Annotated in this window: 19 protein-coding genes and 3 tRNA genes; 18 read left to right on the top strand and 4 right to left on the bottom strand. The window is 35.1% G+C overall.

From position 1 onward, the window contains the following. Positions 1-75: 75 nt before the first annotated feature. Positions 76-2547 carry an AsmA family protein gene (locus J2X17_RS01385; RefSeq protein WP_310293967.1) on the bottom strand — a complete coding sequence of 824 codons (2472 nt, stop codon included), beginning with the start codon at positions 2545-2547 and terminating at the stop codon, positions 76-78. 263 nt (positions 2548-2810) lie between these two features. On the opposite strand from J2X17_RS01385, the gene trxA reads away from it, so the two are divergent. The 10 genes from trxA to J2X17_RS01335 all read left to right on the top strand — a co-directional run bounded on the left by trxA (position 2811) and on the right by J2X17_RS01335 (position 11683). Then, entirely contained in the window at positions 2811-3128 is a 318-nt protein-coding gene (gene trxA, locus J2X17_RS01380; RefSeq protein ID WP_035621938.1) for a thioredoxin, read from the top strand. 272 nt (positions 3129-3400) lie between these two features. Further along, the gene (locus tag J2X17_RS01375) at positions 3401-4327 is read left to right on the top strand and encodes a DUF58 domain-containing protein (protein ID WP_310293966.1); all 927 of its coding nucleotides are present in this window, start codon (positions 3401-3403) and stop codon (positions 4325-4327) included. A gap of 86 nt (positions 4328-4413) precedes the next feature. Beyond that, positions 4414-4487, top strand: a tRNA-Asp gene (locus tag J2X17_RS01370). A gap of 119 nt (positions 4488-4606) precedes the next feature. Beyond that, entirely contained in the window at positions 4607-4786 is a 180-nt protein-coding gene (locus J2X17_RS01365; protein WP_310293964.1) for a hypothetical protein, read from the top strand. Between the two features lie 224 nt (positions 4787-5010). After that, positions 5011-5084 (top strand) — tRNA-Asp (locus J2X17_RS01360). Positions 5085-5260: 176 nt separating this feature from the next. Next, entirely contained in the window at positions 5261-6082 is an 822-nt protein-coding gene (locus tag J2X17_RS01355) for a helix-turn-helix domain-containing protein (RefSeq protein WP_310293962.1), read from the top strand. A gap of 546 nt (positions 6083-6628) precedes the next feature. Then, the gene (locus J2X17_RS01350; protein WP_310293960.1) at positions 6629-7987 is read left to right on the top strand and encodes a TolC family protein; all 1359 of its coding nucleotides are present in this window, start codon (positions 6629-6631) and stop codon (positions 7985-7987) included. A 97-nt stretch (positions 7988-8084) separates the two neighbouring features. Then, the gene (locus tag J2X17_RS01345; RefSeq protein WP_310293959.1) at positions 8085-9137 is read left to right on the top strand and encodes an HlyD family secretion protein; all 1053 of its coding nucleotides are present in this window, start codon (positions 8085-8087) and stop codon (positions 9135-9137) included. Position 9138: 1 nt separating this feature from the next. Beyond that, on the top strand, positions 9139-10722 hold the full coding sequence (locus tag J2X17_RS01340) for an MFS transporter (protein ID WP_310293957.1): 1584 nt from the start codon (positions 9139-9141) through the stop codon (positions 10720-10722). Between the two features lie 292 nt (positions 10723-11014). After that, positions 11015-11683, top strand: coding sequence for an HAD family hydrolase (locus J2X17_RS01335; RefSeq protein ID WP_310293956.1), 669 nt, complete (start codon positions 11015-11017; stop codon positions 11681-11683). An 84-nt stretch (positions 11684-11767) separates the two neighbouring features. Here the strand turns inward: J2X17_RS01335 and J2X17_RS01330 are convergent, their stop codons facing one another. Both J2X17_RS01330 and J2X17_RS01325 read right to left on the bottom strand, forming a co-directional pair. Continuing rightward, entirely contained in the window at positions 11768-12424 is a 657-nt protein-coding gene (locus J2X17_RS01330; protein ID WP_310293955.1) for a 3-keto-disaccharide hydrolase, read from the bottom strand. 265 nt (positions 12425-12689) lie between these two features. Next, a tRNA-Leu gene (locus J2X17_RS01325) sits at positions 12690-12771 on the bottom strand. Positions 12772-12879: 108 nt separating this feature from the next. On the opposite strand from J2X17_RS01325, the gene J2X17_RS01320 reads away from it, so the two are divergent. The 5 genes from J2X17_RS01320 (at position 12880) to J2X17_RS01300 (ending at position 17793) form a co-directional block, all read left to right on the top strand. Beyond that, complete coding sequence (locus J2X17_RS01320) at positions 12880-14268, top strand: dipeptidase (protein ID WP_310293954.1); 1389 nt, start codon at positions 12880-12882, stop codon at positions 14266-14268. Positions 14269-14721: 453 nt separating this feature from the next. Beyond that, complete coding sequence (locus tag J2X17_RS01315) at positions 14722-15144, top strand: toxin-antitoxin system YwqK family antitoxin (RefSeq protein ID WP_310293953.1); 423 nt, start codon at positions 14722-14724, stop codon at positions 15142-15144. A gap of 18 nt (positions 15145-15162) precedes the next feature. Next, complete coding sequence (locus tag J2X17_RS01310) at positions 15163-16131, top strand: DUF6624 domain-containing protein (RefSeq protein WP_310293951.1); 969 nt, start codon at positions 15163-15165, stop codon at positions 16129-16131. Between the two features lie 70 nt (positions 16132-16201). Continuing rightward, entirely contained in the window at positions 16202-16573 is a 372-nt protein-coding gene (locus J2X17_RS01305) for a BlaI/MecI/CopY family transcriptional regulator (protein WP_310293949.1), read from the top strand. After that, positions 16570-17793, top strand: coding sequence for a M56 family metallopeptidase (locus J2X17_RS01300; protein WP_310293947.1), 1224 nt, complete (start codon positions 16570-16572; stop codon positions 17791-17793). Before J2X17_RS01305 ends, J2X17_RS01300 begins: the two co-directional genes overlap by 4 nt. A gap of 176 nt (positions 17794-17969) precedes the next feature. Here J2X17_RS01300 and J2X17_RS01295 read toward each other — a convergent pair whose 3' ends face one another. Beyond that, complete coding sequence (locus J2X17_RS01295) at positions 17970-19334, bottom strand: saccharopine dehydrogenase family protein (RefSeq protein ID WP_310293945.1); 1365 nt, start codon at positions 19332-19334, stop codon at positions 17970-17972. A gap of 193 nt (positions 19335-19527) precedes the next feature. On the opposite strand from J2X17_RS01295, the gene J2X17_RS01290 reads away from it, so the two are divergent. The 3 genes from J2X17_RS01290 to J2X17_RS01280 all read left to right on the top strand — a co-directional run bounded on the left by J2X17_RS01290 (position 19528) and on the right by J2X17_RS01280 (position 23008). Next, positions 19528-19914, top strand: a complete 387-nt coding sequence (locus tag J2X17_RS01290; RefSeq protein WP_310293944.1) for a DUF423 domain-containing protein — start codon at positions 19528-19530, stop codon at positions 19912-19914. Between the two features lie 204 nt (positions 19915-20118). Continuing rightward, positions 20119-21723 (top strand): phosphoenolpyruvate carboxykinase (ATP), encoded by a 1605-nt coding sequence (pckA, locus tag J2X17_RS01285; RefSeq protein WP_310293942.1) that lies wholly within the window; start codon positions 20119-20121, stop codon positions 21721-21723. 184 nt (positions 21724-21907) lie between these two features. Then, on the top strand, positions 21908-23008 hold the full coding sequence (locus J2X17_RS01280; protein ID WP_310293940.1) for a DUF4407 domain-containing protein: 1101 nt from the start codon (positions 21908-21910) through the stop codon (positions 23006-23008). Positions 23009-23141 lie beyond the last annotated feature (133 nt).

Raw genomic sequence — 23141 nt, 5'->3', positions numbered from 1 at the left:
AGAGTGACAAAACAGAACTTCCTCGGAATGACAAACTGGGGTGTTTTTCTCTTTGTACAATGACAAACTGCTCGCTTATCTCTCCTTTTTATTCTTCCCCTTATCCTTCTTTCCCCATTTAATTTTCATTTTTCCATTATCATCTACAGCAAGTAAATGCAGGACAATTCCGTTGTTGCGAACGGCGTCGCGCTCGGCTTTGGTGGCAAGTTTGGCGTCGTCTTTGGAGTTTCGGAGTGGGACGGTGAGCGCCATATTAGTGCCTCTTCCAAAGGAATAAATACCCTGTGCATCGAGGTTTAAAACGCTCGAACTTATCGTTAGCTTGTTGATATCGACGAGTTCGCCGCGAAGTTTGCAATTGCCGGATATATCGCTGAAAGTGATGTTTTTGACATCGCGAAACGGAAACGCAAATTTGCCAATTTTCATAATAGGCTCAAAATTTATCAAGGCGCCCTGAGTGACGTTGAAATTCAGGCTTCCGTGTGTTGAATTCGGGACTAATTCGCCGTTATGGATCATTCCCGTAAAATTGGTGTTGCTGGTGAGTTTTCCGCGAATGTTATTTGGCGTAAAGGATCTGATTCCGAAGTTGTTAAACGACTTTAAAAACTGTGTAATATCAACCTGATTGACCTGTGCGTTTGAAGCGAAATTGTAATTTTTGCCATTTGGAGAAAGCGTCGTACTAAAATTAATGCTTCCGCCACAGCTCTGCAGTGAACCATTTTTGATTACCAATCGGGAATCGATCATCTGAATCTGCGCTTTTGTATTGGTTGCGGTCAGTTTATTGTACGTGATTTTGTCGGCTTTGAGGTTGATGTCTACAATACATTTTTCGATCGCGTTGCGCAACTGATTCGACATAGAAGGTTTTTTGGCATTTACTTTCCTTTTTTGAGAAGTGGCCAAAACGCCCAGAAACTGTTTGACATCGATACTTGGGCAATAGATATTCCAGTTTACGACCATTTTTTCTGGAGCATCGTAATATAAATTCAGGAAATTATTGATTTTTCCGTCTATAAATATGGTGTTGTTTTTATTTTTGTAGGCAATTTTATTAATGATCAGGGCCTCTTGCGTAAATTGTAATTGCACGTTTATTTTTTCGGCATGAACGTTTTTCGGAATAAAATGGAAAGAGACATTTTTAATATCTACATTTCCAATAAAACGCGGTTTGGTAATGTATAAATTGACAATATCAAACTGAAATTTTAAGTTGAGCGAGGCATGACCTTCAGTAAAATGAATCCATTTTTCGGTGCTTTCTTCGTTCATAACCGGAAGGTCAAAATCGGAACTCACGATTCCGGTGGCCAGTGGTTTTTCGAGATTATTGATCGATAATTGCGCAATTTTAAGTGGAACATTTTTGTATTTCCCAGAAAAACGCGTCAAAATCACAGCCGAATTGGCATCTGAAAAACCTTCTTTTGGTTTGAAATTATTGGTGAAAATTCCTTTAAAATCACAATCGGTAATTAAACCGTCTGGAATACTCAATTCATTGTTGTGAACTTCTGCCTGAACGACAATTCGCGGATCACCTTCGGCATTAAAATCGCCTTTGATGTCGCAATTCACATCAATTTCTTTTTTTAGATTAAAATGGTTCAGCTTAGAACTGATGTTTGCCGATAATAAATTGGAAGCATTTTGCCATAAAATTGTAGTTCCAATATTGATGCCGAACAGCGCATTTCCTTTGGCTAAATTGAAAAAAGCAACTATATCAAAAGAATCACTTCCGATTTTCAGGCCGCTGGTTTTTACGTCAATTTTTTCGTTTGCGCCAGAATAAGAAACGGCAAATGTTCCTTTGAGTTGTTTTTGTTTGGCGAAACTTCCGTGAACGGTATTAAAGGCTAAACTGCCAATTTGAGTGTCTAAAAAAACATCGGTTTGCCAGCCGTCATTTTCATATTTTACTTTAGATTTTAAACTGGCAACATCAAAATCAAATAATTTATGCCCGATGCGATTGTCCAAAACAAAATGAACATTGTTGAGGTCGACCTGATTGATTATGGTTTCAGGCTTCTCTTTGTTTTCGGGTGTTTTTTTCTTTTTTGGTTTGAAAATGTCCGAGTTCGAATAACCGTTTTCGGCTTTATAAAGATAAATCTGAGCGTCGTTGATCAGGATTTTATGAATGTTGATTTCCTTTTGAAGCAAACTCCAAACGTTTAAGCGTACTTCGATTTCATTGGCTTTCAGTAAAGTATGTTTGTGGGTTTTCCATTGTTTGTCTTTAAGTTCAACATCTTTTAAAGCCAAAGTAAAATTGGGTAAACCGGTTAAAAATTTATACTGGAAATCGCCAATATGGAAATCACCATTGATATTATCATTAATTTTACTGTTGATTTTGGCCATTATTTCGGTTTTATTCCGATTGAAATAAACGGATAAACCACCGCAGGCAATAAGAATGATTCCGATACATCCTAAAATAAAATAACCAAAGCGTTTGGCGTATTTTTTTAATGGGGCTGATTGTAGAAAGTTTTTTATTCTATGTAAAATTGCTGGCATAGGATCAGATTTTCGATACCATTAAAGATAATATAAAAAATGATACAATATTAATAATGTGATTTCCAGTTTATTATTGATTGTATTTCGCACCAGCAACCGCTTTGTTATTAATATAATTATTGACAATGCATTTATAGTCAAAACTAATTTACGAATGGTGTTTGATTGGTTTTAAATTTCTAAATTTGTACTGTTAAAAAACAACATTCAAAATTGTTCCCTAAGCAACGTCGAAGGGATGAACTTAAATAAAAATTATTATGGCATTAGCAATAACAGATGCTACTTTTGACGAAGTAGTTTTAAAATCAGATAAACCAGTAATGGTAGATTTTTGGGCAGCATGGTGCGGTCCTTGTAGAATGGTTGGTCCAATCATCGATGAATTAAGCAACGAATACGCAGGTAAAGTAGTTGTTGGAAAAGTTGATGTTGATGCTAATCAGGAATTCGCTGCAAAATATGGTGTGCGTAACATACCAACCGTTTTGGTTTTTCATAACGGTGAAGTTGTAGGTAAACAAGTAGGAGTTGCTCCGAAACAAACCTATGCAGATAGTTTAGACGCTTTGTTGTAATCGTAAGATTATGATTTATATAAAAAAGGTTTGGCGAAAGTCAAGCCTTTTTTATTGGAATAAAGTTGGCTTAATTATTTTAAACAATAGAGACATAACTCTTATTTTAGAATAATGCTTTTTTTTAAGTTTACAAAAACCATTTGCTATGTGTTTAAATATTTTTATTAATTACGCCAAGAGTTAAGCGGTATTAAAATAATTAGTGGAAATTAGTGGCAAACATCTTAAAAGAAATCTTAATTTTAGTCCGATATTAAAAAAAGAACGGAATGAAAATCGAATCGGAAATAGAGAAAGTCTCCAGTTTTCAACATCTTGAATTGCTGGCGAATCAGGTTGTGGAAGGTTTTATATCCGGAATGCACAAGAGTCCGTTTCATGGGTTTTCGGCTGAATTCGCTGAGCATAAAGTATATAATGCCGGCGAAAGCACTAAACATATCGACTGGAAATTATTTGCTAAAACGGATCGTTTGTACACAAAACGTTTTGAAGAAGAAACCAATTTACGCTGTCATATTATTGTCGATAATTCATCTTCAATGCATTACCCGGAATTAAAATCGAATCAGCCTTTTTATGAAAAGAAGATTGGTTTTGCAGTTCTCGCTTCGGCCGTTTTGATGAATATTTTAAAGAAACAACGTGATGCTGTTGGTTTAAGCGTTTTCTCAGATAATTACGAATATTACGCTCCCGAAAAGGGAAGCGACCGTCACCACAGAATGTTACTTAACAAACTGGAGCAATTGTTAGTGCAGCCAAAAGTTAGAAAAAGCACAGATACAATTACGTATTTGCATCAAATTGCGGAGAAAATGCACCGACGTTCGATGATTATTTTGTTCACCGATATGTTTCAGTCGGAAGATGATGAGAAGTTGTTTAATGCGTTACAGCATTTAAAACATAATAAGCATAAAGTCGTTTTATTTCATGTCGTTGATCATGAAACCGAGTTGAAATTCGATTTTGATAATACGCCAAGGAAGTTTATCGACGTAGAATCGGGCGAAGAAGTATCGATTTTTGCAGATAACGTAAAATTGGAATATGAAAAAAGGGCAGAAGCTTATTTTAAAAACCTGGCTTTAACCTGTGCAAAGAACCAAATTAAGTATGTACCGGTCAATGTTGGTGATAATTTTGAAAAAATATTGACAACATATTTAGTTGAAAAACAAAACTTTGGCTAATAATTTAAAAATTTATTCAATTTTTTTTATCAAAACACTTGCAGAAACGAAATTCTGTACTATCTTTGCAACCGCAATAACGCAGAGGTTTGGTAGTTCAGTTGGTTAGAATACATGCCTGTCACGCATGGGGTCGCGGGTTCGAGTCCCGTCCAGACCGCAATATTGGGAGAAGCCTTTCTTAACGGAAAGGCTTTTTTGCCCAAATACGGTATCTAAGATTAGTTGTGTTGTTTTGCTACGACTTTGTAACTCGTAGCTGGTTTAGTAGTTAGACCAATGAAAAGCTTTCCACTTTTGTGGATGGCTTTTTTGATTTATAGCCTTTTGGTAAAAGGCAAATCCCAAAATTTTTATCCCGAAGCATCGGGACCAAATTCCATTTTAAGCATAGCCCGTGGTTTCAACCACGGGGAAACAATCATGGATTATGATCAAACTCCGTATCACCGTGGTTGAAACCACGGGCTATGTTTGACAAGAAAATGTATATTTGTGTACGAAAAAACTTTTGAAAACTTTCAAACTTTGACAAAGGTTTGCGTATTCTATTAGAATTTGGTCCCGATGCTTCGGGATAAAATATTGGAATTTAGCTCATTAAAATTTTCTAAATTTTTATTCTTAAAAACCCTTGCAGAATCAAAGTTCTATTGTATTTTTGCAGTCACAATAACGCAGTTGGTTTGGTAGTTCAGTTGGTTAGAATACATGCCTGTCACGCATGGGGTCGCGGGTTCGAGTCCCGTCCAGACCGCAAATATTGGAAGAAGCCTTTCTTAACGGAAAGGCTTTTTTAATTTTAGAAAGTGTTCTAAAATAAATCCCAATCTTTTAAATTCCAAATTCCAATAATATCTCTATCCCATTGGAATTTGGAATTTTTTATTTGGAATTTAATTTGTCTACTTTTATAAGATATTACCACTTCAAATGGAACAATCAATATTCAAAGTAGACAAGTACTACCTCACAAAAGTAGATGCTGATAAAAAAAGTATTTACTGCCACCATGATTTGATGGGAGAGTTGTTGGTTCCAACGCACAAACACAATAAAGCACAAATGCTCTATGCCGAAGGAGATGTGGTTTTTGTAACTACTGAAACCAAAACGTATTTTTTGCCGGCAAGGCATTTTATCTGGATTCCGGCTGGTGTAGAGCATAGCATCCAACCGAAGTCGGAAAATGTCATGATGCGAAATTTATATTTTCCGGTGGAGAAAGATGAGGATGAATATTATAAAAACGAAGGTATTTATCCGGTGAATAATTTACTGCTTCAAATGATGCTTTTTACCAATCAATGGAATGGTGATTTGAAGAAAGGTTCTCCGAATTTTACAATTGCAAAAGCTATTAAAGCAATCTTACCTCAAATTTGCACTAACAATCTGCCTTTGGAATTACCACAGCCAAAAGACAAACGACTAGGGAAAATCCTTCGACATATCGAGAATAATTTAGGAGAAACAATTCTCTTTTCTGAAGTTGCCCATGAATTCGGTTATAGCGAACGCTCTTTGTATCGCTTGTTTCAAAAAGATCTCAAAATGTCTTTCATTCAATATTATACCATCAGAAGAATTCTGAAAGCAATCGAATTGCTGCTGGACAGAAAACTTTCAGTCAAAGAAGTCGCGCTGGAAGTAGGTTATAATAGTGTGCCGACATTCAGTAATACTTTCTTCAAAATCCTCGGACAAAGACCTTCTGACTATTTGAATGGGGAAGATGTTTTAAAAAGCAGATAAAATTATTTCTCTCGCAGACATTCTAAAAATTATTTCACGCAGATTTGGCAGATTTAAGCAGATCAGTGCAGATTTAATTTAAAAATATCTGCTTAATAATCTATTCAAAATCTCTGTAAAATTTACCTCAGAAATAAAAAATCTGCGTACATCTGCCTAAATCTTTTTTTAAATCTGCGTGAAACCTTAAAAAGCAGATAAATTATTTACGTAGGTGTTTTAAAAATATTTCACGCAGATTTGGCAGATTTTAGCAGATCGGCGCAGATTTAAATTTAAAATATCTGATTAAATCTATTTAGAATCTACGTAGAATTTTCCTCAGAATAAATAATCTGCGTACATCTGCCTAAATCCTTTTTAAATCTGCGTTAAACCTTTAAAATAAGAAATGTTTTAATGAATTGTTTACCAGTGTTTTAATATAACGTTTTCGAAAATAACAATTTTAGCATTTGTCTGAAATGAATATGTTATTGACTTTTTAGAATTATCAGTCAATAAAATAATGTGGGAACTTTGCACCATAAAATTATTTATGTAATCATGTTCCTTAATAAAACAACAAATTCTACAGAAGATTGTTTTCTCAAAATCCTGCTGTTATTTCTAATTGTATTCACATTCAATAATGTACAAGCACAGGAAATTCATTCGGTTTCATTAAGTGAAGCCTTGAAATTAGCCAAAGAAAACAATAAAAAAATCCTAAGATCTCAATTAGAGACTACGCTCTCAGAGCAAAACATCAAAGAAAGAAAAGAACTCCGCCTGCCGGATATCGAATTAAACGGCGAGTATTCCAGAATTACGAATATTACCGAATTCAAAGGAAGCGGTTTTTTGAACGGCAAAGAGGTTACGAAAGCAATTCCTGAAATTTATCAGGTAAATTCAACTTTTACAATGCCAATTTATGCTGGAAATAAGATCAATAATGCCATCAAAATTGCAAATCAGGAAAGTGAAATTGCCAAAATAAAAACAGAAAAGACTGAAAATGATATCGAGCTTGAAGTGGTTGCCAACTATCTGGCGATTTATAAAATGATAGAACTTCAGAAGATTTTTGAAGAAAATATCAAGGAAGAAAAAAGCCGATTGAAAGAAGTACAGTCGCTTCAAAAACACGGAACGCTTACTAAAAATGAAGTCATTAGAGCCGAATTACAGCTTTCGGATCGTGAATTAAATGCGCTTACAAATTCCAAAAACATAAAAATTGCGCTTCACGATCTGAAAACTTTAATTCAGCTTCCTGAAAATGAAGAAATCGCGATTGATACTACAGCAAATTTTGATGAAATGAATGGTATAGATCCGTATGATTATTATCTGAATAAAGCTTCTCAAAACGAAGAAATGCGAATGGCGAGCCAGGAATTAGAGATCAAAAAAACCGAGTTGAAATTGGTTAAAGGAAATTATCTTCCAACGGTAAACTTCTTCGGAAATTATGGTTTCTATTATCCGAACTACAAATTTTTCCCACCAAATCCGTATTTGTACACTTTAGGGCAAATCGGGATAGCAGCGCATTTCGATATTTCGGCTTTATATAAAAACAAAACCAAAATGGCGCAGGCGAATACTAAAATCGAATGGCAGCAAATGCAGTCTGAAATTATAAAAGATGAAATTCAGGATCAACTATATAAAGAACATACGCAATATCATGAAATCCTTGAAAAATTTGTGGTGGTAGACAAAGCTTTGGATTTAGCGAATGAAAATTACCGCATTGTAAAGCTGAAATACTTAAATCAATTGGTTTTAATAACAGAAATGGTGGATGCTGATAATGCTTTGCTTCAGGCGAAATACAACAAAGTTTCTACCCGATTGGATGCTGTTTTAAAACATTATGAGTTGTTGCATACTGCGGGGATAATGCCTCAGAGTTAGCTTGTTAGATTTTAGACTTTTAGAAGCAAGAGACAAGAGACAAGATTTTGGAAAATAGAAAATAGAATATAGAAAATAGACAAAATATATAGAGTTTATGGTTAAGATAAAAAATGAAACTAGTAGAAACAGAACGTTTCATATCATAATAATAAGTATAGCTTGTGCGCTTGTGGTGAGCGGGGTTATTTTGGGGATTTGGTTTTATGTTTTCAATAGCAATCACGAAGAAACCAATGACGCTCAGGTGGAGCAATATGTAACGCCAATTATGTCGAGAATTACAGGTTATGTGCAGGAAGTTCGTTTTGATGAAAATCAGTTTGTGCATAAAGGCGATACTTTAGTTGTGATTGATAACAGAGAATACAAATCGAAATTGAATGTGGCGCTGGCCGATGTTCAAAGCGCGCAGCAAAGTAGTGTTGTGGCCGAGAAAAATGTGGCAACGACAGCCAGTACGACGGCAATTGGAGAATCACAATTAGAAGCTTCGAAATCGAATCTTTGGAAAACAAAATTAGAATACGAAAGGTACAAAGCTTTGGTAAAAGAGGAAGCGGCAACATCTCAGCAATTAGAGAAAGTAAAAGCCGATTACGAATCGGCACAGGCGCATTTTCAGGAGATGAAAGAAAGAATTCATTCTTCTACTTTAAGTACTTCCGTTGCTGAAGCTAATGTGCCAACAACGCAGACTAACATTGCTTCCAGACAAGCTGTTGCTGATAATGCTGCATTATTTTTTTCGTACACGATTATCACAGCACCTTACGACGGCTGGATCGGGAAAAGAACTTTACAGCCGGGACAATTGGTAAAAGAAGGTCAATCGCTGCTATCAATTGTAAGCAAAGAAAAATGGATTACAGCCAATTTTAAAGAAACTCAATTGCAATATTTAACAGTAGGTCAGGAAGTTGAAATAAAAGCCGATGCCTTAAATAATAAAGAATTTAAAGGAATTATTGCTTCGTTATCACCTGCGAGCGGTGCGAGATTTTCGTTATTACCTCCGGATAATGCAACAGGAAACTTCGTGAAAATCGAGCAAAGAATTCCGGTTAGAATTCAGTTAAAAGACAACGATAAACAAACCGACTTTTTAAGAGCCGGAATGAACATCACCGTTATCGCCGAACACCACTAAAATGGAAGATAAAAGTATTTTTAAATCCTGGGTTCCCAAATGGGCAATCATTATTATTTTGTTTGTCTGTTTGCTGCATTCCATGATTTTATTGGGAGTTTATACTTCAAACGTAACCTACGCCGCAAGTTTTCTGGACATTGAACCAGAAGATTTGCAGTTTGCGATGTGCGTTACCTACGGAACTTTGCTGGCCACGATTTTGATCGAAAGCCGATTTTCGAGTTTTTTCCCTGCAAAAAATTACCTGATGGCGGTGTATTCGGTAATCGGAATTACTATTATTTCATCGGCCTACATTACCAACTTTTATCTCTTTTTATTATTGAGAGTTGCCGAGGGAATTTTAATGGCGCTTCCGGTAATTACGATCAGACAATTGTTGATTGAACAGTTTAATTCTAAAAACGCCATTATAATTGGTTTCTCCTTTTATTATGGTTCACTATTATTGTCAACGCCGTTTATCATGAATATTGCGGTTTGGTTTCTGGATCATTACGATTGGAAATACATGTTGTATGTTTCAGGCGGACTTCAGGTTTTGAATGTTTTTTTGATCTTAGTTACTTTTCGTGGACATAGAATTACAAAGAAAATTCCACTTTATCAAATCGACTGGCTGAGTTATATTTTGGTTTTAACTGCCATACTTTGTGGTGCTTATTTCTTTGTTTATGCCGAAAAAAAATACTGGTTTCAGTCTTCTGAAATGGTTTTAATGCTGATCATTGCCTTGATAACGGGAGGCTTGTTCATCTTTAAAGAGCTTTTGGTAAAAAGACCAACTTTTAATTTTGAAGTTTTTAAGTATGCCAATTTGCGAATTGGGTTTCTATTGTTTTTCCTTTTTTACATCAGCAGAGCAACGCTTAGTCTTTGTCATTCCGCAATGTTTTCTATTTGGAATTGGGATCCGTCGCGTGTTGCGGGCGTGCAATACATTAACGGATTAGGAAACGTAATCGGATTGGTTTTGGCTGCTTATTTTCTAATGAAATCCGTTTCGACTAAAATCATCTTTATCATTGGATTTTCATTGATTGCGTTGTTTCATTTTTGGTTTACGTTTCTTTTTGTGCCCGATGTGGCGCTGTCAGATATTATTATTCCATATATTTTACAAGGTGTTGGAGTTGGTTTTTTATTCGTTCCGTTAATCTTGTTTACGACATCTTCCGTTCCGGCTAAAATGGCCGTTTCTTCGGGGATCGTCGGTGTTTCAGGGCGTTTTTGGGGAAGTACAATTGGGTTTTGCGTGATGCAGAATGCAATGGTATTCCTGAATAAAAAGCACTTTTTAAAACTAAGTCAATTTGTAACTGGCGAAAGCCCGGAAGCCCAACAAACTATTGCTTCAACAGCACAGAGTTTTATGGCAAAAGGTTATTCGGCAGACAACGCGAATACTTTGGCCTTGAAAAAAGTTTTCGGAACGATTACCAAACAAGCAACGTTATTGGCTGATATGGAAATTTATACGATTGTTGGATATGGTTTGGTGGTTTTGATTATTCTAATTGCATTAAATCAGCATTTAAAACAAACGATGACTTTGGTTAAGAGTAAAATTTGGATAGGGTAGGAAATTAATCGCGCAAAGGCGCAGAGTCGCAAAGTTTTATTTATGCCACAGATTAAAAAGATTGTAAGGATTTTGTTTCACGCAGATTTTAAAAAGATTTAGGCAGATATCCGCAGATGATTAATCAAAAATAAATCTGCGGATATCTGCTTAAATCTGCGGGATCTGCGTGAAACAAAACTTTGCGGCTCTGCGCGATTAAAAAACAAATCTTAGCGAATCTCTGCGAGAAACCTCTGTGCAACTCTGTGGAATTAATTATCTTGCGACCGTTAAAAAAACAAAATATACAATGAAGCAGCAATGTGTTATTTTTGATATGGATGGCGTGATTTGTCACACCAATCCACATCATGCAAAAGCTTTCGAGACCTTTTTCGATAAATATCAAATTCCTCATTCAGAGCAAGAGTTTGAGGAACATATGTATGGAAAACATAACGGTTATATTATGTCGCATTTTTTCAAGCGTCCAATTACCGGAGAAGAACTTACAAAACTGGAAGATGAAAAAGAAGGAATGTTCCGTGAGGTTTATAAAGACAAAGTCGAAACGATTCCGCATTATTTGGATTTTTTAAGCGAATTGAGATCTCGTGGTTTTAAAACGGCCGTTGCAACATCAGCTCCACGTGCGAATTTGGATTTGATTGCCAATGTTTTAAAATTAGATGAAAAAATGGATTCGATGCTATCAAGCGAAGACGTAAAACAGCATAAACCAAATCCGGAAGTATATCTAAAATCGGCAGAACGTGTTGGCGTTGCTCCTTCGGACTGTGTTGTTTTCGAAGATTCTTTTTCGGGTGTTACAGCTGGATTAAGTGCAGGAATGAAAGTGGTTGGTGTTTTGAGTTCACATACAAAAGAACAGTTGCCTCCTTGTGACTTTTATATAAATGATTACAGTGAGGTTAATGTGGATAAGATAATTGAGTTACTAAATCCCAATACAAAGTAATAAACACACTGAGTTTCCGCCGCGAATTCACGAATTTTTAAATTAATTCGTGAATTCGTGGCGGAAAAAAAACTTTGTCGAAAATTATTCTTTCGAAATCTCTTTTATCGTAATATTCCTGAAATCAATTGGTGACCGTTCATAATTCAAAGAAATTTTGCCTTCTGTCGAAGAAGCGTCAGTACACTCATTCACTAATTTTCCGTTTAAGTATTGCGTAATTTTTCCGTTGAAAGATTTAATAACAACAATATTCCATTCGCCATAAGGTTTCTCATTGGCTAAAAACTTAGGCGAAACGACACTTGCGCCGGCTTCAATTAATTTACCGTTTACTTTTGCCGTTACCTGATCCAGGAAAATAAAATCACCGGTAGTCTTTTCTTTTATTTGAAATTGAATTCCTTTCGGCCAGATTTTATCAGAGGCGTCTAAAGGAATATTATACATTACACCGCTGTTTTTTGTGCTGTTTGTTTTGTATTGCTCTTCCAGATTCCATCTGTATTCTAATTCAAGTTCAAAATTTTTATAGCTGTTTTTGGTCATCAAACAGCTATTGTCATTTCCATGCATGCGAATCATGCCGTCTTTAAACTCATAAATGTCTGATGGTTTTTGTTGTGCTGTATTTGTTTTGGTAAAGGCATACCAATCGTCCATTGCTAAGTTTTTTTGCTGAACGGCACAGGAATTTAAAACAAAAAGAACAATAATAGCAAAAGTTGATTTTTTGAACATATATAAAAGTTTAAAACGAATTAACCCAATTGAAGATTTATTAAAAAGTAAAAATAAGGATACAGGCCAATATAAAAAAATTGACTTTTCTATTTTTTTGTTTGATTGGCTAATAAATATTGGAACTACTTTCTGATATACCTAAAAACGTAGAAAGATTTGATAATTGACGAAAATGAACTTAATGTTACTTATAAGGTTTAAATACAATTTCGGCGAATGCCTAAAAACAAAAAAGCTTCTGATTTCTCAGAAGCTTTTTCAGTGCGGATAATAGGACTCGAACCTACACGCCTTGCGGCACCAGATCCTAAGTCTGGCATGTCTACCAATTTCACCATATCCGCGTAATTGTGGGTGCAAAGATAAGCATAACTTCGAATTTTCAAAGCATTTTTGAAAAAAAATATTAATTCTCTTTTTTGTATTTTTGAAATTCTATAAAAATCTTTTAAATGGAAAATATTAAGTCATACGTTCAACAACATAAAGATCGCTTTATCAATGAGTTGATCGAATTATTAAAAATTCCGTCGGTTAGCGCCGACACTGCATACTCGCAAGATGTTATTGACACAGCAGCCGCTGTAAAAGAAAGTTTATCAAAAGCAGGCTGCGATTTTGTCGAAACTTGCGATACTCCAGGTTATCCAATTATCTACGGAGAGAAAATAATCGACCCAAATTTACCTACCGTTTTAGTGTACGGGCACTATGATGTTCAGCCGCCAGATCCAATGGAATTATGGACATCACCACCTTTCGAACCTGTTATCAAAACAACCGAAATTCATCCAGAAGGCGCAATTTTCGCGCGCGGTGCGTGTGACGACAAAGGGCAAATGTATATGCACGTAAAAGCATTAGAATATATGGTGCAAAGCAATACACTTCCGTGCAACGTAAAATTCATGATCGAAGGAGAAGAAGAAGTAGGTTCAGCAAGTTTAGCCTGGTTCGTCGAACGTAATCAGGAGAAACTGAAAAACGACGTTATTTTAATTTCAGATACCGGAATGATTTCGAATCAACAGCCTTCAATCACAACAGGTTTAAGAGGTTTGAGTTATGTTGAGGTTGAAGTTACAGGACCAAATCGTGATTTACACTCAGGATTATACGGTGGAGCAGTGGCGAACCCAATTAATATTCTGGCAAAAATGATCGCTTCGTTGCACGACGAAGACAATCACATTACGATTCCGGGATTCTATGATAAAGTACAGGAATTAACAGCTGAAGAAAGAGCGGAGATGGCAAAAGCGCCTTTCAGTTTAGAAAAATATAAAAATGCTTTAAACATCGCCGATGTTTATGGCGAAAAAGGATATGTAACCAACGAGCGCAACTCAATCCGTCCAACATTAGACGTAAACGGAATCTGGGGCGGATACCAGGGCGAAGGAGCAAAAACAGTTATTGCGAGCAAAGCTTTTGCTAAAATCTCAATGCGTTTGGTTCCAAATCAGGATTGGGAAGAAATCACAGAACTTTTCACCAAACATTTCACAAGCATTGCACCGGCCGGAGTTACCGTAAAGGTGAAGCCACACCACGGCGGGCAAGGTTATGTAACGCCAATTGACAGCATTGGATATCAGGCAGCCAATAAGGCATACACAGAAACGTTTGGACTTCCTGCAATTCCGGTTCGTTCAGGGGGAAGTATTCCGATTGTAGCGTTGTTCGAAAAAGAATTAAAAAGCAAAACCATTTTGATGGGATTCGGTTTAGATTCTGATGCCATTCACTCGCCAAACGAGCATTTCGGAATCTTCAATTACTTAAAAGGAATTGAGACTATTCCGTTGTTTTACAAGTATTTTGTGGAATTAAGTAAGTAAGGTTTTGCCACGAAGGCGCTAAGACGCTAAGTTTTAATATATAAAATCCGTTCAGAAATGAGCGGATTTTTTTTTGGGCGTTCCCTTCGGTCGGGCTATACGCTATATCTTTTTCGTGGCAGAAAAAGCCACAAAAAAGGATACCGCTCCTATCCCTAACGCAGAAGAATAGCTCAAAACGAAAGAGGTTTTAGCGTAAAATTGAATAGTTTTTAGCGAAAATGAATTGGCTTTAGCCGAATTTTTTTATTCTCAAAACGCAATTATTTGGCTAAAGCCATTTCTCCACAATCTATAATAAACCCCAGCTAAAGCTGGAGCCTATTCAAAAAAAGCTCAGACCCTTAGCAACTTAGCCCCTCAGAACCTTTTTTCAAAAAACACTTGCACATTAAAAATTAATCTCTACATTTGTAGAACAACATCTATAAGTGTAGAGATAAAACCAAAAATATGCGTACAATATTTGTTTTATTATTTTGCGGAATTCTGCTTTCAGGTTGTAAAAGCAAACCCATCAATCAGAAGATCGATCACAAAAAAGAGGGTGTATGGATTGACAATTATAAACAAGACAGCACACCATACAAATCGTTCGAATATTACAAACACGATGAACCCGTAAAAAAGTGGAAATCCTACATTAATGGAAAAATCTACAAAACGGAGAAATACAAAAACGGAATCTCTACGGTTAAATATTATTATGAAAACGGAAAAGTACAATCAACAGGGAAAACTAAAATGGAAACTAATTCAAAAGAAACACACTGGTTTTACTTCGGTGATTGGAAATTTTATTCAGATAACGGAAAATTAACAGAGATTAAAAAATACAACAACGGCGAATTAATCTCGGTACAAAAAATAAAATAGCAACATAACATTAAATCTATGAAAAAACTATTCGTTATCATTCTTATCTCATTAAATATTGGGTTAGTGCAAGCTCAAACCTACAAGGATTTTGTTCAAAAGGCCGATTCGTGTTATCGTGCAAAAGAATATAAATTGTCTGTTGGTTATTATGACAAAGCTTTCAAAATAGAACAAAAAAACACAACGGATTTATATAATGCGTCATGTTCTGCAGCGTTGTTTAAAGAAGATAAAAAAGCCTTTAACTGGTTAAATCTGGCGATTGATAATGGTTACGAAAATATAACACATTTGCAAATTGATAAAGATTTAGAATTTTTGCATGATAAAAAAGAATGGGAGAAATTAATTACTAAATTTCAAAAGAAATTAGAAGTTTTAGAGGCAAATTATGATAAGCCTCTGCAAAAAGAGCTATTGGCAATTTATGCTGATGATCAGAGTATTCGTTTTGATTTTATGAAAATTTACAAAGAGAAAGGTACTGGAAGCAAAGCTGTTGATAGTATTGGGAAAATCATGATGCACAGAGATAGTTTAAATCTTATCAAAGTTTCTAAAATACTTGATGAACGCGGTTGGGTTGGAAAAGATGTTGTAGGATCACAGGCAAATCAAACCTTATTTTTAGTCATTCAGCATGCCGATTTAAAATCGCAGCAAAAGTATTTGCCAATGATGAGAGAAGCAGTGAAAAAAGGAAATGCAAACGCAGGTTCATTGGCCTTAATGGAAGACAGAGTCGCTTTAAGAGAAGGACACAAGCAAATATACGGAAGCCAGATTGCGACAAATTCAATAACAAAAAAATCATTTGTTTCGCCTCTTGAAGATCCTGACAATGTAGATAAAAGACGAGCTGAAGTAGGATTAGGACCAATCGCCGAATATGCGAAAAAATTTGATATCGTTTGGGACGTCGAAGCCTACAAAAAAGAACTACCAGAATTGGAAAAAGTTAGCAATCAAAAAAAGGAAAAATAATTAAAAAAAAACTTAGCACCTTAGCATCTCAGTCCCGAGGCTTCGGGATAGAACCTAAAAAAATAAAAATATGCAACTATCAAACTCAGAAGAACAGTTAATGGAGCATCTTTGGAAACTTGAAAAAGCTTTCATGAAAGATTTGCTCGAAGCATATCCGGAACCAAAGCCTGCAACCACAACAGTAGCAACGCTTTTGAAAAGAATGATCGACAAGAAATTTGTTGCTTACAATGAATTTGGGAATTCGCGTGAATATTATCCGTTGGTTAAAAAAACGGCTTATTTCTCCAAACACGTCAACGGATTAATAAGTAACTTTTTTAATAATTCAGCATCTCAATTTGCTTCTTTCTTTACAACTGAAACCAATTTATCGGCATCGGAATTAGAAGAGCTCAAAAAAATAATCGATTCAGAAATTAAAAAGAAGAAAAAATGATAACGTATCTTTTAAAATCCGGAGTACTGCTTTTAATATTCTTTGCAGTATATAAATTACTTTTAGAAAACGAAAGGTTGTTTCGTTTTAACCGCATTTATCTTCTTGGAAGTATAATTTTTAGTTTGATAATTCCATTGCGATTGTTTTCAATAAAACCATTTTTTTCGGCAGGAATTAATGTTATCCAGATGGATGGAATGATCATTAAAACTAACCGGGAGGTTTTGGGCAAAATTGACTACAATCAAATTTTAATGTATGTTCCAGGAATTGTCTACGGTGCCATTGTATTGATTTTGATCATTCGTTTTTTCAGGAATTTGTATTCTTTCTATAAAAAAATCAAAAACAATAAAACAGAGATCATAAATGACCAAAAAATTGTTTTGGTTAAAGAATCCATCTTGCCTCATTCGTTTTGGAATGCCATTTTTATCAATGCCAAAGAATTCGAAAATGGTAAAATCCCGTCGGAATTAATTGTACATGAACAAGCTCATATAAAACAAAAACATTCTCTGGATATACTTTTTATAGAGATTTTACAGATTATATTCTGGTTTAATCCCCTAATAATTTTATTTAAAAAAGCCATTAAACTCAATCATGAATTCCTGGCAGATCAGGCTGTAAACGAACAATTTGAATCGGTTTCAACTTATCAGAGCCTGCTGCTTGATATTGCTTACCACAAAACAAACATTGCTCTGGCGAGTAACATCAATTATTTAATAACAAAAAAACGTTTTCTTATGATGAGCAAAGAAAAATCTCCGATTAAAATTATCCTGAAAGTTTTTACTGTAGGGATTGTTAGTGTTTTAATGCTTTTTATTTTTAGCACTGATGCCGTTGCACAGGAAGTTTCAAAAATAGAAAATAATTCTAAAGATTTTCTGATGACTACTGATGTTGATGTTAAACCTGAGTTTCCGGGCGGAATTGTGGAGTTTTATAAGCTTGTTGGACAAAATTATAGAGTACCGAAAGAGCTTTCAGAAAACAAAACAAATGGTAAAGTTTACCTTCAATTTATGATTGAGAAAGATGGTTCGCTAAGCGAAATAACTATTTTAAGAGATAAATTAGGATATGGTGCAGGGGAAGAAGCAGTTCGTGTTTTGAAACTTTCTCCAAAATGGATTCCGGCATCTGACAAGGGAAAACCAGTACGCGTTATGTACAGTCTGCCAATTACTATTCAAGCTGAAAAATAAAGAAACATAGGTGCAAGTTGCAAAGGTTAAGAAGGAATTAAACTCCTCACTAAAACCTTTGCTCCTTTGTCGCTCCGAACCTTTGTCCCTTCAAAAATAAAAAATCCGCTTCTTTTAAGGGAAGCGGATAAAATAAAAACAAAAAAAATTCTAAAAAATTAAAGTAAAGATCAGAACTAAAATAAGTCCGGATTATATCCAAAATAAGGCATGGTTTGTTCGTTAAAAACGACGCCATACGCTTCTAATTCATCTAAAATTGGCACATAAACTTCCTTTCTAATCGGAAGCTGAACACCCGGGGTTGTAATTTTTCCGTTCAAAATCAATAAGGTAGCGATTGCAACCGGAAGTCCGACTGTTTTTGCCATTGCAGTATACGTTTGATCGTCGCCAATACAAACCATTTTTGAGTCGATTTGTTTTTTCTCGCCGTTCAATTCATAACCGAATTTGTGGTACATCACAATCATATCTTTATCAGCAGGTTCAAGTGTCCAGCTATCAGAAAGTATTTTTTCTAAAATTTGCGCAGGAGTAGCATTTGGCAAATTCACTTTTTTGTTTGGGTTAAACAAATCCAATTCCAAAAGTTTATCCCACATAATATCATCCTGATCAATTTTTAAAATCAGGCGGGTTTTAATTTCGACAGAATCCGTTGGATGATACGGCAAAAAGGAGTTTGTAAACTGACGGTAACTCATGTTTTCAGAATATTCCATGATGTAACTATCATCCGTCATTCCCAATTGCACAAACATATTCCACGCTTTAGAGAAACCAACTCTTCTGATGGTTCCCCGATATAAAGTCAGAATATCATCTAAACCATAAATTGAGCGATATTTAAGCGAATCACGGTTGGAGTAGGCTTCAAATTTACCATAGCCCTCAACTTCCAGGAATTCCGTTCTGCGAAACAAAGTTCCGTACGGAATGTATTTGTAAGTGCCTTCCTGAATAAATTTTGCCGCGCCACCCTGACCCGCCAATACTACATTTCTTGGTGCCCAGGTAAATTTGTAATTCCACAAATTGTTGTCGCATTCCGGCGCTACCAAACCACCACAGAAAGATTCAAAAAGTAACATATTACCACCTTTTGATCTAATTTCATCAATAACTTTCATGGCACTCATATGGTCTATTCCGGGGTCAAGACCAATCTCGTTCATGAAAATCAAATTATTTTTTATTGCCTCCTCGTTTAGTGCCTGCATGGCATCACTTATATAGGAAGCCGTAACAAGATGTTTTTTAAATTCAAGACAGTCTTTTGCAATTTCAATATGCAAATGAGCAGGCAGCATCGAAATAACGATAGAAGATTTTTCTATTGCTGCTTTCCTTTCTTTTGTATCAAATATATTTAAAGCAATAGGAGTTGCATTCGGGTGCTTTTCTGTCTTTTTTTCGGCTAAAGCCAATGATAAGTCAGCTACAATAAGATGTAGGTTTTCGCTCTCTGATTTTGATAGTAAATAACGTATCAATGAAGAAGCTGATCTTCCGGCTCCGATGATTAAAATGCTTCTCATGTTTTAAATATATAACACAAATATATTAAAATGTTATAAATGTAACAATTAAAATATTCGAAAAAATTCATTTCTTTTCAATTTTAAGAAATTAAGCAATGATTCTGGGATATTTAAAATATATTTTAAAAGTAAAATGCTTTTTAAATTGTATTAAAGTATTTTTGCTAAAAATTGTAAAGCTGTAGAAAATATGAAAAGACAAATTATCCTGACTGGTGCTTTTATTGGAATGTTGGCTATTATTTTGGGTGCTTTTGGAGCTCATCTACTTAAAAAATGGTTGTCAGTAGAGCAATTGGTTACTTTTGAAACTGGTGTTCGTTACCAAATGTATCATGCTTTCTTTTTGTTTTTTCTTTCGACAAGAAAAGAGCTAGCTCAAAAAACATTAAAAACTATTTACAATTTGGTTCTTGCAGGAGTAATTTTATTTAGCGGTTCTATCTATTTATTAGCTACAAAAAACATTACGGTATTTGACTCTAAAATTATCGTATTCGCAACTCCAGTAGGCGGGTTTTTATTAATTCTTGCTTGGTTGGCATTATTTGTAAGTATTTTGAAGCAAAAATCATAAAATACCGAATAAAAAATTCTATCTAAAAATTAATCTTTAATTTTGTCTCATAAATAACATAAAACTTTACTTCTGTGAATTTTTATTACTTTTTATCTGTATCGGTAAAAAATATAACAATTCGTTTTTTTAAGTTAATCGCTTAAAAGCCAAAGTAAAAATATGTTTGTGCACTAAAAAAATAACATACACAACGACAAATTTATGGACACTAACACACTTTTCTCGCAATCGATTTCGTTAAAAGAATTAGGAATTGAAAATGCCAAAGTTCACTATCAATTATCTGCAGACGAACTGCATGCAATTACAGTGCAATCAGGACAAGGTGTCGAAAACTCTACAGGAGCATTGGCGATCAATACAGGTGAGTTCACCGGGCGTTCTCCGCAAGATCGTTTTATTGTAAAAGATAGTATTACAGAAGATAAAGTTTGGTGGGGAAATGTAAACATTCCGTTTTCATCAGAAGCTTTCGAGAAATTATATAATAAAGTAACACAGTTTTTATCTAATAAAGAAGTATTTGTACGTGACTCTTATGTTTGTGCAGATGCTAATTACAGATTAAATGTTCGTGTAGTGACTGAAACGGCCTGGTCTAATTTGTTTTGTTACAATATGTTTTTAAGACCGGAAGAGTCTGAACTAGCAAATTTTACTCCGGAATGGACAGTAATTTGTGCTCCAAGTTTTATGGCAGATCCTGCTGTAGACGGAACACGTCAGTCTAATTTTGCTATTTTAGATTTTACTAAAAAAATAGCACTTATTGGCGGAACTGGTTATACTGGAGAAATGAAAAAAGGAATTTTTTCGGCTTTAAATTTCATTTTACCAGTTTTTGAAAATACATTACCAATGCACTGTAGTGCAAACGTTGGTGAAGCTGGAGACACTGCAATTTTCTTCGGATTATCAGGAACAGGAAAAACAACGTTATCTGCCGATCCTGCACGTAAATTAATTGGAGATGACGAGCACGGATGGACTGCTGAAAATACGGTATTTAACTTTGAAGGAGGTTGTTATGCTAAAGTAATCAACTTATCAGAAGAAAATGAGCCGGACATTTTTAGAGCGATCAAAAAAGGAGCGCTTTTAGAAAATGTGGTTTTCAAAGCCGGAACGAACGAAGTAGATTATGATGATGTTTCAATCACTCAAAATACGCGTGTAAGTTACCCAATAACACACATTGATAATATTCAGCCGGGTTCTATTGGACACAATCCAAAAAATATATTTTTCTTAACGGCAGATTCTTTTGGAATTTTGCCTCCAATCTCAAAATTGACACCAGGTCAGGCTGCTTACCACTTTATTTCAGGATATACTGCAAAGGTTGCCGGAACTGAAGCGGGTGTAACAGAGCCACAACCTAACTTTTCAGCTTGTTTTGGAGCACCATTCATGCCTTTGCACCCAACACGTTATGCCGAAATGCTAACTAAAAAAATGAAAGATGCAGGCGTAAAAGTTTGGTTGATCAACACAGGTTGGACAGGCGGAGCTTACGGAACAGGAAGCCGTATGAAATTAAAATATACGCGTGCCATGATTACTGCTGCCTTAAATGGTGAATTAGATAACGTAGTATTTAAAAATCATGCAGTATTTGGAATTGCACAGCCTGAAAGCTGTCCAAATGTTCCAAGTGAAATTTTAAATCCTAGAAATACTTGGGAAAACCCTGAGTTATACGATAAAAAAGCAATTGAATTAGCTGCAAAATTTAAAGCTAATTTCGCCAAATTTGAAGAGTTTGCCAATGCCGAAATCTTGGCTGGTGCACCGATTACAGAATAAGGGAAATTAATAATTCAAACTAAAAAAGCTGTTCATATGAACAGCTTTTTTGTTTTTAAATATTTTGGAGATAACAGAATAGTGAAAAAAATAGAGCCAACTAAAAACAAATCAACTATTTATCTCAGAATTAAATTTTTGGCGTTAAATTTGCCTTATCAATCACAATCAAAAATCATCAATCATGTTAAAACAATTTTTCATCCTATGTTCTGGCGCCGACAGAGATCTTCTCGAAGGCTGTTCAGAAGGCGAACAAACCAAATATGTTGGTATTGGAGCCACCGTTTTTTTTACAGCAGTTATGGCTTTCCTAGCCAGTGCTTATGCGCTTTTTACTGTTTTTGACTCTATTTATCCTGCCTTAATTTTTGGATTTGTCTGGAGTTTATTGATCTTCAATCTGGACCGATTTATAGTTTCGACAATCAAAAAAAGAGATCGTTTTTTTGATGAATTTCTGCAAGCCACTCCGCGTATTGCGTTGGCGATTATTATTGCAATCGTAATCTCGAAACCTTTGGAAATCAAAATTTTCGAAAAAGAAATCAATACCGTTTTATTGAAGGAAAAAAACGAAATGGAATTGGCCAATAAAAAACAAGTCGGCAATTATTTCAAATCGGATTTAGATAAAAATAAAGCTGAGATTGCTGGTTTGAAAAATGATATTGTAGCGAAAGAGAAAGAATTAAATGCTTTATATTCAACCTATATCACAGAAGCAGAAGGAACTTCCGGAACTAAAAAACTTGGAAAAGGACCCGTTTATAAAGAGAAACGTGAAAAACACGATGCGACTTTAAAAGAATTTGAAGTTTTGAAAGCAACGAACGAAGCTAAAATCGCAGAAAAAGAAAAAACAGGCAAACAACTGCAAGCTGACTTAGATAAAAAAGTTTCGCAAACACAGCCTATTATTGAAGGCTTTGATGGTTTAATGGCCAGAATTAATGCCTTGAACAAATTACCGTGGATGCCTTCTTTTTTCATTATGCTGTTGTTTTTGGCAATCGAAACATCTCCAATTATTGCAAAATTATTGGCTCCAAAAGGTGAATTCGACTTCAAGCAGGAAGAAGCTGAAACAGCAATGAAAGCGACTTTGGAACAAAACAAATACCAGCGTGAATTGCTTAAGAAAACCAGCGCTCAAATGCACGACCGAGTTTATGCTGATATTGCCGAGGATAAAAGTTTATACGATCTGCAGCGTAAAAATGCAACAGAATTATTAGAATTGCAATCAAATAATTTTGTAGAAAAACAGAAAGCGACTCTTTAGTCGAAAGTTTGAAAGCCAAAAGTCATAAAGTCGTTTGCTTTATATAAAAAAGAAAGCCAGAAATAGAAAATTCTATTCTGGCTTTTTTATTTCAGTCAAAGTCAAAAACTTTAAGACTTTCGACTTTTGACTT

The organism is Flavobacterium aquidurense (genome assembly GCF_031458035.1).
Lineage (GTDB): Bacteria > Bacteroidota > Bacteroidia > Flavobacteriales > Flavobacteriaceae > Flavobacterium > Flavobacterium aquidurense_C.
Note: the sequence above shows the minus strand (reverse complement) of the source record. Positions and strands in the feature narration are given on the sequence as shown.